Source organism: Rhodoferax sp. BLA1 (assembly GCF_013416775.1).
Classification (GTDB): Bacteria; Pseudomonadota; Gammaproteobacteria; order Burkholderiales; family Burkholderiaceae_C; genus Rhodoferax.
In genome coordinates this window covers 201813-219089 of sequence record NZ_SZVI01000003.1, presented here as the reverse complement: position 1 = coordinate 219089, position 17277 = coordinate 201813, and the positions used below count along the sequence as shown (strand labels likewise).

Below are 17277 nucleotides of genomic sequence, written 5' to 3'. Positions count from 1 at the left end.
GCCACTTTGTTTTTAATAGCTGTTCATCCTTATTGAATAAGGGCTAGAGGCACTTTTTATACCAAGGAGACCCTATGACGGATGCGATTGTGATTGTGGCTGCTGCGCGCACGCCGATGGGCAGTTTTCAGGGGGACTTTGCCACGCTGGCCGCGCATGACCTGGGCGCTGCAGCCATCCGCGCGGCGGTTGAGCGCGCCGCGATTGCACCAGCGCTGGTGGATGAGGTGCTGTTTGGCAATGTGTTGCCCGCTGGCCAGGGCCAGGCACCGGCGCGCCAGGCCGCACTCAAAGCCGATCTGCCGATCAGCGCGGGCGCGGTGACCCTGTCCAAAATCTGTGGCTCGGGCATGCGCAGCAGCATGTTTGGCCACGACATGCTGCTGGCGGGCAGCGCCGATGTGCTGGTCACCGGTGGCATGGAGAGCATGACCAATGCCCCCTATCTGCTGCAAAAAGGCCGCGCCGGTTACCGCATCGGCCACGACCGGATTTTTGACCACATGATGCTCGATGGCCTGGAAGACGCTTACGAGGTCGGCCGCTCCATGGGCACGTTTGGGGAAGACTGCGCCGCCCAATACGGCTTTACCCGCGCGCAGCAGGACGCGTATGCGATCACCAGCGTCAGCCGCGCACAACACGCCATCCAATCGGGCGCTTTTGCCGCAGAGATCACCCCGGTGTTGGTCAAAGGCCGCCACGGAGACACCCTGGTCAGCATCGACGAAGGCCCGGGCCGCATCAAACTCGACAAGATCCCCACGCTCAAACCCGCCTTCAAAAAAGACGGCAGCATCACCGCCGCCAGCAGCTCCAGCATCAACGACGGCGCGGCCGCACTGGTGCTGATGCGCGAAAGCACCGCTACCAAGTTCGGCTGCCAGCCGCTGGCGCGCCTGGTGGCGCACGCGGTGCATGCGCAGGAGCCAGCCAAATTTGCCACTGCGCCGGTCGGCTCGGTGCGCAAGGTGCTGGCGCGGGCGGGTTGGAGCGTGGCCGACGTCGACCTGTGGGAGGTCAACGAAGCCTTCGCGGTGGTCGCCATGGCGCTGATGCAGGAGCTGAACCTGGGCCACGAGGTGGTCAATGTCAACGGTGGCGCCTGCGCGCTGGGCCACCCGATTGGCGCCAGCGGCGCGCGCATCATGGTCACCTTGTTGTACGCCTTGCAGGCGCGTGGCCTGAAAAAAGGCGTGGCCACCCTGTGTATTGGTGGCGGCGAGGCGACTGCCGTGGCGCTTGAATTGTTATAAATTGATAGTTACTGACCCAATCAGAATAAGGGCTTGAGGCATGAATGTTTTGGTGATAGGCGCCTCGCGCGGTATTGGCCTGGAGCTGGTGGGCCAGTACCTCGACGCGGGCGACCGTGTGATTGCCACCGCGCGCGACGAGGCCGGGCTGGCGCGGCTCAGGGATATGGGGGCACAGGCCCTCAAGCTTGATGTGGCCGACCCGGCCAGTGTCAGCGGCCTGAGCTGGCTGCTCGATGGTGAGAAGCTGGACCTGGCGCTGTACGTGGCCGGGGTGTTCTCGACCGGTGGCGCCACCTCGCCGCCGACGCAGCAGGACTTTGATGCAATGATGCACACCAACGTGTTGGGTGTCATGCAGGCTTTGCCCCAGGTCGCGCCCTGGGTCGAGGAGGCGGGTGGACAGTTTGCCTTTTTGTCCAGTGACATGGGCCACATCGGCGACAGCCGCAGCAGCCGGGGCTGGCTCTACAAGGTGAGCAAAGCCGCGCTCAACATGGCCGTGGTGGCCGCCCAGCCGGACTACCCGCGCGCCCAGTTTCTGCTGGTACACCCCGGCTGGGTGCAGACCGACATGGGCACATCTGCCGCGCCGCTGACGGTGCAAGACAGTGTGTCTGCCTTGCGCCAGACACTGGCCGCGCACAAAAGCCGAAAGACGATTCACGGCTGTGATGACGTTCCCTACTTGCAATGGGACGGCTGCCCCTTCGCGGGTTGGTAAACCACCCACAACACGAGCAACGGAGACCCCATGCTGCTGACCCAAGACCAGGAAATGGTGCGCGACGCGGTGCGCGCTTTTGCCCAGGCCGAACTCTGGCCCCACGCCGCCCGCTGGGACAAGGAACACACCTTTCCCAAAGTCGCGCACCAAGGGCTGGCCGCGCTGGGTTGTTATGGCATTTGTGTGCCCGAGGAGTTGGGTGGCGCCGGGATGGACTACCTGACGCTGGCGCTGGTGCTCGAAGAAATTGCTGCGGGTGATGGCGGCACCAGCACCGTGATCAGCGTCACCAACTGCCCGGTCAATGCCATCCTGTTGAAATACGGCAATACTGCCCAGAAGAAACAATGGCTGGAGCCGCTGGCGCAGGGGCAGATGCTGGGCGCCTTCTGCCTGACCGAGCCACATGTCGGGTCGGATGCCTCGGGCTTGCGCACCACGGCGGTCAAGGAGGGTGGCAGTTACGTGATCAATGGTGTCAAACAGTTCATCACCAGTGGCAAAAACGGTGATCTGGCCATTGTGATTGCGGTGACCGACAAAGGCGCGGGCAAGAAGGGCATGAGTGCGTTCCTGGTGCCTACCAACACCCCGGGTTATGTGGTGGCAAGGGTAGAGGACAAACTGGGCCAGCACAGCAGCGACACGGCGCAGATCAATTTCGACAACTGCCGTGTGCCTGCAGAGAACCTGATTGGCCAGGAGGGTGAGGGTTACGGCATTGCGCTGGGTGGTCTGGAGGGTGGCCGCATCGGCATTGCCGCACAGAGTGTCGGCATGGCAAGAAGTGCGCTCGAAGTCGCCATCAGCTACGCCAAGGAGCGCAGCAGCTTTGGCACCCCTATCTTTAACCACCAGGCAGTCGGCTTTCGGCTTGCTGAGTGCGCTACACAATTAGAAGCGGCCCGACAACTGATCTGGCATGCGGCCAGTCTGCGTGATGCCGGTCGTCCGTGCCTCAAAGAGGCCGCGATGGCCAAGCTGTTTGCCAGTGAAATGGCTGAGAAGGTGTGCAGCGCCGCCATCCAGACGCTGGGGGGTTATGGGTATGTGAGCGACTTCCCCGTGGAGCGCATTTACCGCGATGTGCGCGTCTGCCAGATTTATGAGGGCACGAGTGACGTGCAAAAAATCATCATCCAGCGTGCGCTGGCCTGAGCTCGGTTGCCCTTAACTGGTTGTGGTCTCGGGCCCGTAGGCGCGCATAAAAACGGTGATGGCTTGGTGAACAGATTCAGCAATGGCTTCCTCACTCGCATCCATCGGCATCTGAAACATAAAACGGTCAATCCATTCGGCTTCCAGCAGGCTCTTGAACTGCCGGGCGGCGATGCGTGTGTTGGCCTGGCGCAGTTTGCCCGTGGCCATGCCATGTTGCAGGAAGGCAACAACCTCTGCCTCGCTGCGTTGGGGGCCGAGTTCAAAACACTTTTGCCCCAAGCCCGAGCGACCGGCTTCTGACACCACCAGACGCCGCACCGTTTGTAGTTGGGGCGCATAAAGAAAGCTCAGAAACCGGCGCCCAAAGGTCTCCAGCGCCTGGGCCATGTCTGGTTGACTGGCATCGAGTGCATCGTGTGTGGCCTGGAACTCGGCCTCGGTCGCCTTCGAAATCACCTCAAAAAACAGCTCTTCCTTGGAGCTGAAGTAGCTGTAGAGCGTGGCTTTGGAGTAACCCACCCGTTGGCAGATCTGCGCCATCGAGGCCCCCGCAAACCCCGTTTCCTGAAACACCTGCTCAGCCGCTGCCAGGATGGCTTGCCGTCTTGTCTCGGTTTTTGCCCGCATGTCAACCCCCATTTTTTCTAAACCAGTTGGTTTAGTTTAGCTGAGCCGGTTCTAGAATCATATTTAAACCAAACGGTTTAGTTTTGTATGGAGGTTGGATGCTCAGATGTCATTTTTTGCCCGCGCAGCTGGCGCGTCGGCGGGCTGGTTCACTCACTGCGCTGGCCGCTGCGCTGTTTTTGCAGGCCTGTGCCCAGTTGCCAGACTTGGCGCAGGCACCTCAACCCAAATCCGCCGAGGCATTTCAATCCGGCACGTCGTTACAAGCGGCCGCAGCAGATTGGCCGCTGGACCAATGGTGGACGGCTTATGGTGATGCCCAGCTCAACACCTTGATCGACGAGGCACTGCTTGGCTCGCCCGACTTGGCGGCGGCCACAGCCCGCCTGCAGCGTGCTCAGGCGATGACGCAGGTGTCCGGCTCAGCCCTGAAGCCGCAGCTCAGCGCCAATGCCGCACTCAGCGAAGAACGGCTCAGTTACAACAACCTCTTGCCCAGAGCCACGATGCCACATGGCTGGAACGACTATGGCCGTGTCAGCCTGGACTTCCGTTGGGAACTGGATTTCTGGGGCAAAAACCGTGCAGCCCTGGCCGCGGCCACCTCGGAGCTGGAGGCCAGCCGTGCCGAGCTGGCGCAGGCCCGGTTGATGCTGGCCTCGGGTGTGGCGGCCAGCTACGCCGAACTGAGCCGCTTGTACGCCAACCGCGACACCGCCGCGCAGTCGGTGGACATCCGGCAAAAAACGGCCGAATTGTTTGTAAGGCGTTATGCCAATGGTCTGGAAACACGTGGCAGCCTGCGCGAGGCCGATGCCCGCCGGGCGGTGGCTGAAGGTGCTTTGCTGGCGCTGGACGAGCAGATTGCACTGCAGCGCAATCACCTGGCCGCACTGCTGGGTGCAGGCCCAGACCGGGGCTTGACCATCACCGCGCCCACCCTCAAGCTGAACCACAGTTTTGGCCTGCCCCCTGAGCTGGCGGTCAACTTGCTGGGCCGTCGCCCCGATGTGGTGGCAGCCCGCCTGCAAGCGCAGGCCCAGGCCAGCCGGATCGCGCAGAAGAAGGCGGAGTTCTATCCCAACGTCAACCTGTCGGCGTTTGTGGGCGTGCAATCGTTGGGGCTGGACAACCTGGACAAGAGTGGCTCCAGCATCGGCAGCTTGGGTCCGGCGATTTCTCTGCCGCTGTTCACCGCTGGCCGCCTGCAGGGTGAGTTGCGCGGCAGCCAGGCCCGCTATGCCGAGACAGTGGCCAACTACAACGCGACTGTGACCCGTGCCCTGCAAGAGGTGGCCAACAACGCGGTCAGCCAGAAAGCCCTGGGGCAGCGTCTGCAAAAGGCGCAAGAAGCGGTGGAGGCTGCGAGCGAGTCACACCGCGTGGCACGCAACCGTTATGACGGCGGCCTGGCCAATTACCTCGAGGTGCTGAGCGCCGAAGACGGGCTGCTCAACAGCCTGAGTGCGCAGACCAATCTGCGCTCGGCGTCACTCTCGCTCGACATCGACCTGCAGCGCGCCCTGGGCGGCGGCTACCAACTGTGACCCACACCCAAGTTTCAAGGATTTCTCATGACTGACAACAACATGGCCGATCTGGCCCTCAAAAAACGTCGCAACCAACGCCTGCTGGCGCTGGCCGGTGGTATTGGCCTAGTAGGTGTGGCTGTGGCCGCTTATTGGACGCTGTACGCCTCGCACTATGTCTCTACCGACAACGCCTACACCGCTGTCGAAGTGGCGCAGATCACGCCGTCCTACGGCGGCATCGTGGCAGATGTCAAGGTCAAGGACACCCAGGCCGTCAAAAAAGGCGATGTCCTGGTGGTGATTGACCCCACCGACGCCAGACTGGCCGCTGCACAAGCCGCCGCCGAGCTGGACCGGGCCATGCGCCGCGTCAGAAGTTATGTGGCCAATGACAGCAACCTGGCGGCCCAGATCACCGCACGCGAAGCCGACGAAAAACGTGCGAGTGCGCAACTGGCCTCCGCCCAGGCCGATTTCGAGCGCGCCAAGCTCGACCTGACGCGCCGTGACGCGCTGCTGGCCTCCGGCTCGGTGTCGGGGGATGAACTCACCCGCGCACAAAATGCTTTTGCTGGCGCCGAAGCCAACCTGGCGGCAGCCAAGTCGGCGGTGGCACAGTCCGCCGCCAACCTGCGCTCGGCGATGGCCGCCAAAGAAGCCAATGGCGCGCTGATCAACGACACCACCGTCGACACCAACCCCGAGGTTCAGGCGGCCCGGGCCCGGCTGGACCAAGCCAAGGTCGATCTGGAGCGCACCGTGATCCGGGCGCCGTTGGACGGCGTGGTGGCCAAGCGCCAGGTGCAACTGGGCCAGCGGGTGCAGGCCGGTATGCCGCTGATGGCGGTGGTACCGGTGAGCGAGATGTATGTGGATGCCAACTTCAAGGAAGTGCAACTCAGCAAAGTGCGCATTGGGCAGCCCGTCACCTTGCACGCCGACCTGTATGGCAAGGACGTGAGCTACACCGGTGTGGTGGAAGGTTTTGCAGGTGGTTCGGGCTCGGCGTTTTCTGCCATTCCGGCCCAGAACGCCACTGGCAACTGGATCAAGGTGGTGCAACGCCTGCCGGTGCGTGTCAAGCTGGACCCGGCCGAGCTGTTGGCCAAGCCACTCAAGGTGGGTTTGTCGATGCACGCTGAAATCGACACCAGCGGCCTGACCGACTGAGCCAGGTCACCATGAGTCAAGCTGTAACTGCTGCGCCGGCCGGGGGGCGCGACGGCCCCGATGCCCCGTTGACCGGTGGCATGCTTTGGGTGGCGGCGCTGATGCTGGCGTCGGCCAACTTCATCGCCGTGCTCAACATGACGATTGCCAACGTAGCGGTGCCCAATATTGCCGGGGCGCTGGGCGCTGCCACCAGCCAAGGCACCTGGGTGATCACCTCTTACGCGGTGGGGGAGGCGATCACCGTGCCGCTGACCGGCTGGCTGGCGGCGCGTTTTGGGTCGGTGCGGGTGTTTGCCACCTCGATGATCCTGTTTGGTGTGTTTTCCATCGTCTGTGGTTTGTCCAGCTCGCTGGGTGTGCTGGTGGTGGCGCGGGTGTTTCAGGGCTTGTGTGGCGGGCCGCTGATGCCGTTGTCGCAAACCTTGCTGATGCGCATCTTTCCCAAGGACAAGGTGGCGGCCGCGATTGGCCTGTGGTCGATGACCACGTTGGTGGCGCCCGTGGTGGGCCCCATTCTGGGTGGCTGGTTGTGTGACGAGTACAGCTGGTCCTGGGTGTTTTTGATCAACTCCCCGATTGCCATTGGTTTTGGCTTGTACGCCTGGAAGCTGCTCAAGCGGTACCAGGAAGACGCCCGGCGCAGCCCGATTGACATGGTGGGTATGGGCCTGCTGATCATCTGGGTCGCCGCGCTGCAACTGGTGCTGGATGAGGGCAAGAACCTGGACTGGTTCGCCTCGACACAGATCACGGTGCTGTCGGTGGTGGCCGCTATCGCGTTTGCCGCGTTTCTGATCTGGGAGTTACATGAGCGCCACCCGATTGTTGACCTGCGTGTGTTCCGGCATCGCGGCTTCAGCGTCAGCGTGTTGACGATCAGCTTCGCGTTTGCCGCCTTTTTTGGTGTCAATGTGCTGACACCGCTGTGGCTGCAGAGCTTCATGGGCTACACCGCCACCGATGCCGGCTTGGTCACGGCCTGGACTGGTGTGACCGCCTTGTTTGTGGCGCCCTGGGTGGCCAACAGCAAAAGCGACCCGCGCAAGCTGGTGTTTGTAGGTGTGGTCTGGATGGGTTTGAGCACCTTGTGGCGCACTGTGGCCAACACCGACATGGGTTTCTGGGACATTGCCCTGCCTTTGATGGCCATGGGGCTGGGTTTGCCCTTCTTTTTCATCCCGTCCACCGGGCTGGCCTTGGCCAGTGTGGACGAGTCTGAAATGGATTCGGCGGCCGGGCTGATGAATTTTCTGCGGACGCTCTCGGGTGCGTTTGCCACCTCGGTGGTCACCACCGTCTGGAGCGACCAGGCCACGCGGGACCACGCCGAGCTGGTGGGGCTGGTGGACCGCGACTTGAGTGTGCGTGGCCTGCTGGGCCAGTCCGGTATGACGCCCGATGCGGTTTACCAGACGCTGGACTACCTGGTCACCTCGCAAAGCATCATGTTGTCGACCAACCAGATCATGACAGTGATCGGGCTGATCTTCATCGCTGCGGCCACCCTCATCTGGCTGGCACCCAAACCGAGTCGGGTGGTGGAGCCTGGCGCGGGCGGCCATTGATCAACCAACCCCAAGAAGGCACACCATGTTCAAACATCTTCTGGTTCCGACCGACGGCTCCCTGTTGTCTGTGGCCGCGCTGACGCGCGCGGTGTCGTTTGCCAAAGACGCTGGCGCACGCATCACCGTGTTGTATGTCGAGCCCACACCGCCAGTGGCCTACGACGGTGTGGGAGGGCTCAGCAGCGCCCACCTGACGCAAGATCTGCAGCAGCGCCTGGACGGGCTGGCGCAAGAGATTCTGGGTACCGCCCAGGTCATCGGCCAACAAGCCGGTGTGCCGCTTGACACCCTGGTGCGGGTCGGTGACCAGCCCTACAAACTGATCATCCAGACGGCGCAGACCCAGGACTGTGACCTGATTTTCATGGCGTCCCATGGGCGCCGTGGTGTCAGCGCCCTGTTGCTGGGCAGCGAAACCCAGATGGTGCTGACCCACTCCAACATCCCGGTGCTGGTGTACCGCTGAGATCGGCCTGGCCGCTTGGGTCAAAGCCCCTGACTTTCGCCGGGCCAGGGTGCAGTCACCGTGGCACTTCTAGAATGCTCAGCTCCCAACCACATGACAAGGCGGGTGATGACGCAGTTTTTTTTCTCTGAAATGTGTGCACCAACGGCCCCCGCAGGGTGGGTACCTGGCCGGGGCGCTGCCTGAGCATGGGTGTCGAAGACCGCGACTGGTTTCGGGACGCGCAGCGCGAGCGCGACAAACAACGTCAGCTCAATGACACCCGCCACAAGTTCAGATCGTTCTCCAACAACAACCTGCGCTCTCAAGCGACGTCAGAGCCATCCTCCCCGCGCCAAACCGGACTGATCCCGATGCTGCTGTTCTGGTTTGCTGTCATGGGCCTGGTGTATGGCTTGATGACGGTTTACCTCAAACCCAAACAGTCGCAGGTGCTGGCCAATGGTGACCTGGTCATCCCGCGCGCGCAGGACGGCCACTTTTACAGCCCTGGCAGCATCAACGGGCGCGAGGTGATGTTTCTGGTGGACACCGGCGCATCGCTGGTGAGTGTCAGTGAGCCGCTGGCCCAGGCCGCAGGTGTGAACGGCGGTGTACCCACCACCTTCCACACCGCCAATGGCGAGCGCCCGGGCCGGGTGGTGGACGGCGTGACGGTGGTGCTGGGCCCGCTGCGGGTGAGCAACGTCAAGGTGGGCGTGGGATTGAGCTTGGGGGACGACAAGCAGGCGCTGCTGGGGCAGTCCTTCCTGTCCAAATTCGATATCAGCCTGGGCCAGAAGCAAATGGTGCTGCGGGCCCGCTAGGTTCTGCAGTTTTTAAACAAATGATAGCTATCTGCGCTTGTTTTATAAGGGCTGGAGGCCATTTTTGTCTATGAGTGACGCAACCGCTGGCTTGCCCCCGGGGCTGACCGTGCTGGAGCGCGGCTGGTTGTCGTCCAACAACATCGTGATCCAGGGCGCGGCAGGCATCGCGTTGATCGACAGTGGCTACTGCAGCCACGCGCCGCAAACCTTGGCGCTGTTGGCTGCCAGCCTGCAGGGCCGGGCGCTGGACGTGCTGATCAACACCCATTTGCACAGTGACCACTGCGGCGGCAATGCGGCATTACAAGCGGCCTACCCGCAACTGCGCACCCTGATTCCGCCCGGGCTGGCCGCGTATGTGCGCGACTGGAACCCACAGGCGCTGAGCTACATCCCCACCGGGCAGAGCTGCCCGCGTTTTGGATTTGACGCGGTGCTGGTGCCGGGCTCCGAGTTGTCCCTGGGTGACACGGTGTGGCAGGTGCATGCCGCGCCGGGGCACGACACCCACTCGGTGATTTTGTTTGAGCCGGTGAGCCGCACCCTGGTGTCGGCCGACGCGCTGTGGCAGCGTGGTTTTGGCGTGGTGTTCCCGGAGCTGGATGGCGACGGCGCCTTTGACGAGGTGGCCGCAACGCTGGATCTGATTGAGGCGCTGGCGCCGCGCTGGGTGGTGCCCGGCCACGGCGCGCCGTTCACTGATGTGGCGCAGGCGCTGGGTGTGGCGCGCCAGCGGCTGGCGCGTTTTGTGGCCGACCCGCAGCAACATCTGCGTTATGCCACCAAGGTCTTGCTCAAGTTCAAACTGCTGGAAGCCCAATGTTTGGAACAATCCGAGCTGCTGGCCTGGGCGCAAGCCACGCCGTACCTGGCCCGATTGGTGCACCAGCAATTTGCCGAGTTGCCCTTGGCGCAGGCGCTGGCGTTGCTGGTGGCCGAGCTGGTGGCGTCCGGCGCGGCCAGGCAACAAGGCTCCCATTTGTTCAATACCTGACCCAGACACAGATGACCGATGTGATCTTCAAACCCTTGCGGCGCTGGATGTTGGCGCTGATGGTGTTGCTGCTGCTGAGCGGCTGCTCCAGCCTGCGCCCCTGGCAGAACCAGCCGATGAAACCCTATGGTGACCGCGAGGCGGCGCTGCGCGACGCGGCCCCCACGCAAGACCGCAAGATGCTGATGCTGGTGAGCCTTTCGGGCGGTGGCGCACGTGCCGCTGCTTTTGGTTATGGCGTGCTCGATGCCTTGCGCCAGACCCAGGTGCCGTGGCAGGGCAACAGCATCAACCTGATTGACGAGCTGGACCTGATCAGTGGGGTGTCGGGCGGCAGCATCGTGGCGGCGTATTACGCGGCCTTTGGTAATGAGACTTTTCCGGCTTTTGAGAACCAGTTCCTGCGCAAGAACTTCCAGGACAACCTGGTCAGTTACGCCCTCAAAGTGCGCAACTTGTATGACCTGACCTCGCCCTGGTTTGGCCGCTCCAACCTGCTGGAGCGGCGCCTGGACGAGCTGTTCAAAGGCAAAACCTTTGGTGACCTGACCGAACGCCCGGGCCATCCCGGGCTGCTGGTCTCTGCCACCGACTTGTCGCTGGGCTCGGGGTTCGAGTTCAGCTGGCGACAGTTTTCGCTGATCTGCTCCGATTTGAACAGCGTGCCACTGTCGTTTGCGGTGGCGGCCTCCAGCGCAGTGCCGATTGCGTTGAGCCCGATGACACTCAAAAACTACAGCGACACCTGCGACCAACCGGTGACGCTGGCCAGTTCCGAGGCCGACGCCTACCGCGTGCGCCTGTTGCGTGACAGCCAGCGCTCCTACCTGGACGCCTCCACCCGTCCCTACATCCATCTGGTGGATGGTGGCCTGGTCGACAACCTGGGCCTGCGCAGCTTGTTGGACCGCTCGCAAGCTGACGGTGGCCTGCGCAGCGCGGTCGGCCCGATGACGGATACACCGATCGAGAAGCTGGTGATCATCGCGGTGAATGCCGAGCGGGCTGCCTCGGAAAACATCGACTCGCACGACGAGGTGCCCACCACCTTGCAGGTGATGGACGCGCTGCTGTTTGGCACCGGCGGGCGCGCCACCCAGGAGACGCTGGAGCTGCTGCGCGACACCGTCCAAGCCTGGCGCCAGGAGTTGCGCAAGCGCAGTGCCGATGACCCGTTTGCGCCAGATGCCAAGATTTATGTCATCAACGTCAACCTCAGCGACGCGCCCGAGATGGCCGAGCGCCGGGTGTTGCTGCAGATTCCCACCGCGTTTTCACTGCCCAACGACGATGTCACGCGGCTGGTGGCTGCGGGCGGGCGGGTGCTGCGCAGTTCCAAGGAATTTCAGTCCTTGTTGAAGGATCTGGGGGCGACATCGGTTGTCCCGTGATTTGTAAGAATTTGGGCTGTAGCCCATGTATTTAAAGGGTTTGTAGCTATGAGTTTTAAGGCGGTTCTGTTTGACTGTGACGGTGTGTTGGTGGACAGCGAGGCCATCACCTGCGGTGTGCTGCGTGACTTGCTCGATGAGAGTGGCTGGTCAATGACGCTGGCCGAATGTATGCGCCACTTCATTGGTAAGGCGGTGCGGGAGGAGCGCGCCGAGATCGAACGTCGCACCGGCCAGCCGCTCACCGAAGACTGGATGCAGCGTTTTTACCAGCGCCGCAACGAGGCGCTCAGCGCGCGGCTGACCATCATCCAGGGTGCCGATGTCGCAGTGCAGGCCGCCCACACGCGCTTTGGCGGCCAGATCGCCTGTGCTTCCGGGGCGGATCGCTTCAAGGTCGAGATGATGTTGGGCCAGGTCGGCTTGTTGGACTTTTTCGCCGGGCGTATTTTCAGCGGGCATGAGATGCCACGCTCCAAACCTGCACCGGACGTGTATCTGGCGGCGGCCCGGCACCTTGATGTGCCTGCCGAGCATTGCCTGGTGATCGAAGACACCACGGTCGGTATCACCGCCGGCGTGGCAGCGGGCGCCACCGTCTGGGCCTACTGCCCACTACCGGAAGCGGGGCCTGCTTTGCTGGCGGCCGGTGCACACCGGCTGTTTCCTAACATGACTGAGCTGGCTGTTTTGCTGGGGACAAGCTGATATTTTTTTATTAATTTTTGGCACTTGTCCCTGCTGCTTATTTTTTTGGCATCGCGTTGCAGGCCGCACCAGACAAGGCTTTGCCGGGTTGTTCTGTTACTGGTGCACAAAGTTATCCACACAAACTGTGAGTTGCTCGGGAAAAAACTTGTGTTAGGCGCTCGGATGGCTGAGCACCGCTCCATGCCTGGTCTACGCGGAGCAGCCTGGGACCAAGACCACTGGACCGACTCTTTGCTTGGGTGTCAGGGCAAGAGGGGTGATGTCAACTGTGTTGGGCTTGTGCGATCAGCAGTTCGGTGTGGTGACTGGTGATCTTTGCCGCAGTCTCCGCGTCGAGTCCGGCGTCGGTGATGATGCTGTCGATCTGTGCAAAGTCGGCAAAAAACGCAGAGCGGAATTGGCCGAATTTTCCCGAGTCAACCACCAGGATTTTTTTGATCGCAATACCCAAGATGGCTTGTTTGACCTTGACCTCGTGCAGGTGGGAGCAGCTGAGCCCTCGCTCGATGCTGACCCCGCCTGCGGACAGAAAGGCTTTGTTGATGCCGAATTTGTTCAGGTAACCCACACTTTCCTCGCAGTAAAAGGTGGCTGATGACGGGTAGTAGACACCGCCCAGCAGCACCAAGGTCACGTTGGGAAAGCTGGAGAGTGGGTAGGCAATGTTCTTGGCATAACAAATCACCGTGCACTCGATGTCTTTGGGCATGGCCGCGACGATGTGGGGTGTTGTGGTACCGCAGTCGATGAAGATGCAGTCCCCATTCTGGATCTGTTCGGCGGCAAGGCGACCGACCCAACGCTTGTTCTTGAGCCCGACGCCCTTTTCGCTGTCCAGACTGTATTGGGTGGCCTTGTTCGTTCCTGGCTTGACCAGATAACCACCGAGATAAAGGAGGCGGTTGTCTCCATGCGCGATGTCGCGCCGAAGTGTCATCTCAGAAACGTCAAGCAATTGAGCGACATCGCGGATGTGGAGTGACTGATTGACTTCCAGCAAGGCCAATATCTTGTCAATGCGTTGTCGCCTTTTCTCAAACATGGCAGACATCCTTCATCTGAAAAAAACAGAGGCCGACGCACAGAGCAGGCGTGCGGGTATCTCTGACGTTGCATCTGCGGAGGACCTCGGCACAAACTTTCTGGCCATTTTTATTCATCATTTTTCCTTCTGATATGGACCCTCTTCAGCAGACCATGGCATGCAAATTCTGAGCCACTAACGACGCGTCTGGTCGTGGGGCCTTTCCTCAAAAAATAAGCATGGCTTGCACTTTACGATCAATGTGAATAACATTCAACAAAAAATGTGAAGATCCAAACATTAGATGTATCATTTATCTCAACAAAGATACATTGAACCCAACATTTGACAGGTGGCACATGACAAACACAGTGATGGTCAAAGACCGTAGCTTGGCCTCTTATATTGATCACACCATCCTGAAGCCCGACGCTCAGCGGGTGGACGTGGAGCGTTTATGTGATGAGGCGATTCGCTTCAAGTTTGCTTCGGTGTGCGTGAATCCCTATTGGGTTCCCTTGGTGGCTGCAAAGCTCAAAGGCAGCGGTGTTCTGACTTGTTGTGTGGTGGGGTTCCCGCTGGGCGCCACGCTCAGTGCGTGCAAGGCTCAGGAAACCCAGGCCTGCATCCAGAATGGTGCTGACGAAGTGGACATGGTCATCAATTTGGGTGCTTTGAAGGACGGTGATCTTGACCTGGTGCGAGATGACATCGCTTTGGTGAAGAAAGCGTGCGCTGGCAAAACCCTCAAGGTGATCATTGAAACCTGCTTGTTGACAGACGCCCAAAAAGAGACCGCTTGCCGACTCAGCGTTGAAGCCGGGGCGGATTTTGTCAAAACCTCCACGGGTTTTGGCAAGGCCGGTGCCACCGTGGCAGACATCGCCTTGATGCGTCAAACGGTGGGCCCCCTGATTGGCGTTAAGGCTTCTGGTGGGGTTCGCACCCAGGCCGATGCACTGGCCATGATTGAAGCGGGGGCCTCCAGGGTTGGCGCCAGTCTGAGCGTGGCCATCATCGGCGCTTGAGCCGAGCGAGTCCAAAGTGAAATTCCTGCCATCCATCCTGTGCTGGGTTGGGGCACTTCAACACGACTTCATCTGCGCTTGTTTTTGCGCTGGTGGACGTGTACATCCGTCGTAGACGACAGGATGTATTCCTGCTGAGTGTGAGTTGAGTTTTTATGTCCGACAAACTATAGAGGGGTACACATGAAGAAGTTGTTTTCCATCGTTACAGCAATCACCATGCTGGGTGCGAGTTCTGTTTATGCGGCTGGCAATGGACCTGTCGACGTCAGCAAAGTCAGCAAGGACATCACGGCGGCGGCCACCAAGAAAAAATTCACGATCGCCACGGTTGTCAAGGTGGATGGCATCGCTTGGTTTGACCGCATGCGCAACGGCGTCAACCAGTTCAAGGCCGATACCGGTCACGACACTTGGATGGTTGGCCCCTCACAGGCCGATGCCGCTGCCCAGGTGCAAATCATCGAAAACCTGATTGCTCAGGGTGTGGACGCTATTTGTGTTGTGCCTTTCTCGGTCGAAGCCCTTGAGCCTGTGCTCAAGAAGGCACGTGATCGTGGCATTGTGGTGATTGCACATGAAGCCTCGAATCTTCAGAACTCGGACTTCACGCTGGAAGCCTTTGACAATCTGGCCTATGGCGCCAAGTTGATGGAAGTGCTGGCCAAGTCGATGGGTGGTGAAGGCCAGTATGTTGCCACCGTCGGCAGCCTGACCTCCAAGTCGCAGAACGAGTGGATTGACGGTGGCGTGGCCTACCAGAAGAAGAACTTCCCCAAGATGCAGGAAGTGACCAAACGCCTTGAAACGTCTGACGACGCCAACACCGACTACACCAAGCTCAAGGAAACACTGACCACGTATCCCAAGCTCAAGGGTGTGCTCGGTGGACCTATGCCCACCTCGGCTGGTGCTGGCCGTTTGATCGCTGAGCGTGGCCTGAACGGGAAGATCTTCTTCGCCGGGACCGGTCTGGTGTCGGTGGCTGGTGAATATCTGAAAAACAACAACATCCAGTACATCCAGTTCTGGGATCCGGCGGTTGCGGGTTATGCCATGAATGAGTTGGCGGTCATGACGCTGTCTGGCAAGAAGGCGCAGATCAAAGCCGGTCTGAACCTGGGTCTGGAAGGGTATGGCAATCTGATCAGTCCGGATGCCAAAAAGCCGAACCTGCTGTACGGACAAGGCTGGGTGGGTGTCACCAAAGAAAACATGGGCAAATACAACTTCTAACCCGTGTCTGGGGCGCTTCGGTTGTGAAGTGCCCCACAGTTCTTGTTGGATCAGTTAGCCGGGGGATGTCAATGTCAGATGCCTATCTCGAGTTAAGAAACGTTAGCAAGAGATTCTCGGGGGTGCAAGCACTCGATCAGATTTCGCTCAGGATCATGCCGGGGGAAATTCATTGTCTTGCAGGGGAGAATGGTTCGGGGAAATCAACCGTCATCAAGGTCATCTCCGGTGTTTACCAGCCGGATGAAGGCGAGATGCTGATCGATGGGAAGCCATTTTTTGCCAAATCACCGGTAGACGCAATTGCATGCGGCGTGCAGGTGATCTATCAGGACTTTTCGCTGTTCGGCAACCTGACCGTGGCGGAAAACCTGTCAATCAATACCCAGTTGCGCGAAAAGCGGACCTGGGTGAATTGGAAGAAGTCGCGCCAACTGGCGTCGGAAGCTTTGCAGCGCCTCGGGGTGGACATTGATCTGGACGCCAAGATCGAGACCCTGCCAACGGCGCAAAAACAGCTGATTGCCATTGCCCGCTCGATGATGAACGACGTGCGTCTGATCATCATGGATGAGCCGACAACCGCCTTGACCGGCAAAGAAATCACGACCCTGTTTGAGATCGTGCGCGATATCCAGCGCCGAGGTATCGCCATCTTGTTTGTGAGCCACAAGATGCGCGAGATGCTCGACATCAGCGAACGCATCACGGTGATTCGCAATGGGCGCAAGATTGCCGACGGCCAGACCCGTGATTTCACCGAAGCGTTGATCACCAAACACATGACCGGTCACGACATTGAAGTCAATCACTTTGAATGGAAGCCTGCAACAACCGCCGTCGCGCCGCGACTGGAAGTGCGCCATCTGAGCCTGCCCGGCAGTTATGAAGATCTGAATTTCAAGATTTTTCCAGGCGAAATTGTGGGCATTTCCAGCTTGCTTGGCTCTGGGCGGACCGAGTTTGCGCTGTCCTTGTTTGGTCTGATGACGGGTTTTAGCGGTGAGATCCGTCTCAACGACCAGCCGGTCAAGATCGGTTCGGTGCAAGACGCGATCAACCACAGGATCGCTTACGTGCCGGAAGATCGCCTGAGTGAAGGCATCTTTCCGACCCAGTCGATCAACCGCAACCTGTTGTCGACCATGTACGAGCGCTTGTCGCGTTATCTGGTCATCGACCGTGAGAAGGCGGCCAGCTTGGCGGCAGAGATGATCAAAAAACTGACGATCGCCACGCCCAGTGGCGAAAAACCGGTCAACCAACTCTCCGGGGGCAATGCCCAGCGGGTGGTTATTGGACGCTGGCTCATGACCGGTGCAGAGGTGCTGATCCTCAACGGTCCGACGGTTGGTGTGGACGTTGGCTCCAAAGCCGAGATTCACAAGATCATCCGGGCCCTGACCCAACAGGAGAACGGCTTGAGCGTCATCATGATCTCAGACGACGTTCCCGAGTTGATTCAAAACTGCAACCGCATTGTGATGATGCACAAAGGGCGCTTCCTGGAGGAACTGGTGGCAAGCCAGACCTCGGAAGACGAAATCAACGCCAAATTGAAATCCTTCGGTTGA

General features: G+C 60.2%; 16 protein-coding genes. 14 read left to right on the top strand and 2 right to left on the bottom strand.

Annotated elements, in window-relative coordinates; translation table 11 throughout:
• The first annotated feature begins 74 nt into the window (after positions 1 to 74).
• Genes FDG13_RS04600 through FDG13_RS04590 form a run of 3 tightly spaced genes read left to right on the top strand, consistent with a single transcriptional unit; the run spans position 75 to position 3141 of the window.
• Positions 75 to 1256 carry an acetyl-CoA C-acyltransferase gene (locus FDG13_RS04600; RefSeq protein ID WP_180125626.1) on the top strand — a complete coding sequence of 394 codons (1182 nt, stop codon included), beginning with the start codon at positions 75 to 77 and terminating at the stop codon, positions 1254 to 1256.
• A gap of 40 nt (positions 1257 to 1296) precedes the next feature.
• Positions 1297 to 1980 (top strand): SDR family oxidoreductase, encoded by a 684-nt coding sequence (locus FDG13_RS04595; protein WP_180125625.1) that lies wholly within the window; start codon positions 1297 to 1299, stop codon positions 1978 to 1980.
• A 30-nt stretch (positions 1981 to 2010) separates the two neighbouring features.
• Positions 2011 to 3141 carry an acyl-CoA dehydrogenase family protein gene (locus FDG13_RS04590; RefSeq protein ID WP_180125624.1) on the top strand — a complete coding sequence of 377 codons (1131 nt, stop codon included), beginning with the start codon at positions 2011 to 2013 and terminating at the stop codon, positions 3139 to 3141.
• Positions 3142 to 3153: 12 nt separating this feature from the next.
• Here the strand turns inward: FDG13_RS04590 and FDG13_RS04585 are convergent, their stop codons facing one another.
• Positions 3154 to 3771, bottom strand: coding sequence for a TetR/AcrR family transcriptional regulator (locus FDG13_RS04585; RefSeq protein WP_180125623.1), 618 nt, complete (start codon positions 3769 to 3771; stop codon positions 3154 to 3156).
• A gap of 98 nt (positions 3772 to 3869) precedes the next feature.
• Between FDG13_RS04585 and FDG13_RS04580 the strand changes: the two genes are divergently transcribed.
• From FDG13_RS04580 to FDG13_RS04545, 8 genes are all read left to right on the top strand, one after another.
• Positions 3870 to 5318 carry an efflux transporter outer membrane subunit gene (locus tag FDG13_RS04580; protein WP_180125622.1) on the top strand — a complete coding sequence of 483 codons (1449 nt, stop codon included), beginning with the start codon at positions 3870 to 3872 and terminating at the stop codon, positions 5316 to 5318.
• Positions 5319 to 5345: 27 nt separating this feature from the next.
• On the top strand, positions 5346 to 6473 hold the full coding sequence (locus tag FDG13_RS04575) for an HlyD family secretion protein (RefSeq protein WP_180125621.1): 1128 nt from the start codon (positions 5346 to 5348) through the stop codon (positions 6471 to 6473).
• 11 nt (positions 6474 to 6484) lie between these two features.
• Entirely contained in the window at positions 6485 to 8041 is a 1557-nt protein-coding gene (locus FDG13_RS04570) for a DHA2 family efflux MFS transporter permease subunit (RefSeq protein ID WP_370528162.1), read from the top strand.
• 25 nt (positions 8042 to 8066) lie between these two features.
• Complete coding sequence (locus tag FDG13_RS04565; protein ID WP_180125620.1) at positions 8067 to 8510, top strand: universal stress protein; 444 nt, start codon at positions 8067 to 8069, stop codon at positions 8508 to 8510.
• Positions 8511 to 8698: 188 nt separating this feature from the next.
• A complete protein-coding gene (locus tag FDG13_RS04560) occupies positions 8699 to 9316 on the top strand; it encodes a TIGR02281 family clan AA aspartic protease (protein ID WP_180125619.1) in 618 nt (205 codons plus the stop codon).
• A 70-nt stretch (positions 9317 to 9386) separates the two neighbouring features.
• A complete protein-coding gene (locus FDG13_RS04555; protein ID WP_180125618.1) occupies positions 9387 to 10313 on the top strand; it encodes an MBL fold metallo-hydrolase in 927 nt (308 codons plus the stop codon).
• A gap of 11 nt (positions 10314 to 10324) precedes the next feature.
• Positions 10325 to 11704: a patatin-like phospholipase family protein gene (locus FDG13_RS04550; protein WP_180125617.1), complete on the top strand. Its 1380-nt coding sequence runs from the start codon at positions 10325 to 10327 to the stop codon at positions 11702 to 11704.
• 48 nt (positions 11705 to 11752) lie between these two features.
• On the top strand, positions 11753 to 12412 hold the full coding sequence (locus FDG13_RS04545; RefSeq protein ID WP_180125616.1) for an HAD family phosphatase: 660 nt from the start codon (positions 11753 to 11755) through the stop codon (positions 12410 to 12412).
• 265 nt (positions 12413 to 12677) lie between these two features.
• Here the strand turns inward: FDG13_RS04545 and FDG13_RS04540 are convergent, their stop codons facing one another.
• Positions 12678 to 13457: a DeoR/GlpR family DNA-binding transcription regulator gene (locus tag FDG13_RS04540; protein ID WP_180125615.1), complete on the bottom strand. Its 780-nt coding sequence runs from the start codon at positions 13455 to 13457 to the stop codon at positions 12678 to 12680.
• A gap of 341 nt (positions 13458 to 13798) precedes the next feature.
• Here FDG13_RS04540 and deoC point away from each other — a divergent pair, with 341 nt between their 5' ends.
• The 3 genes from deoC (at position 13799) to FDG13_RS04525 (ending at position 17277) form a co-directional block, all read left to right on the top strand.
• The gene (deoC, locus tag FDG13_RS04535) at positions 13799 to 14467 is read left to right on the top strand and encodes a deoxyribose-phosphate aldolase (protein WP_180125614.1); all 669 of its coding nucleotides are present in this window, start codon (positions 13799 to 13801) and stop codon (positions 14465 to 14467) included.
• 183 nt (positions 14468 to 14650) lie between these two features.
• Positions 14651 to 15703 (top strand): autoinducer 2 ABC transporter substrate-binding protein, encoded by a 1053-nt coding sequence (locus tag FDG13_RS04530; protein WP_180125613.1) that lies wholly within the window; start codon positions 14651 to 14653, stop codon positions 15701 to 15703.
• 23 nt (positions 15704 to 15726) lie between these two features.
• Complete coding sequence (locus FDG13_RS04525) at positions 15727 to 17277, top strand: sugar ABC transporter ATP-binding protein (RefSeq protein WP_218942614.1); 1551 nt, start codon at positions 15727 to 15729, stop codon at positions 17275 to 17277.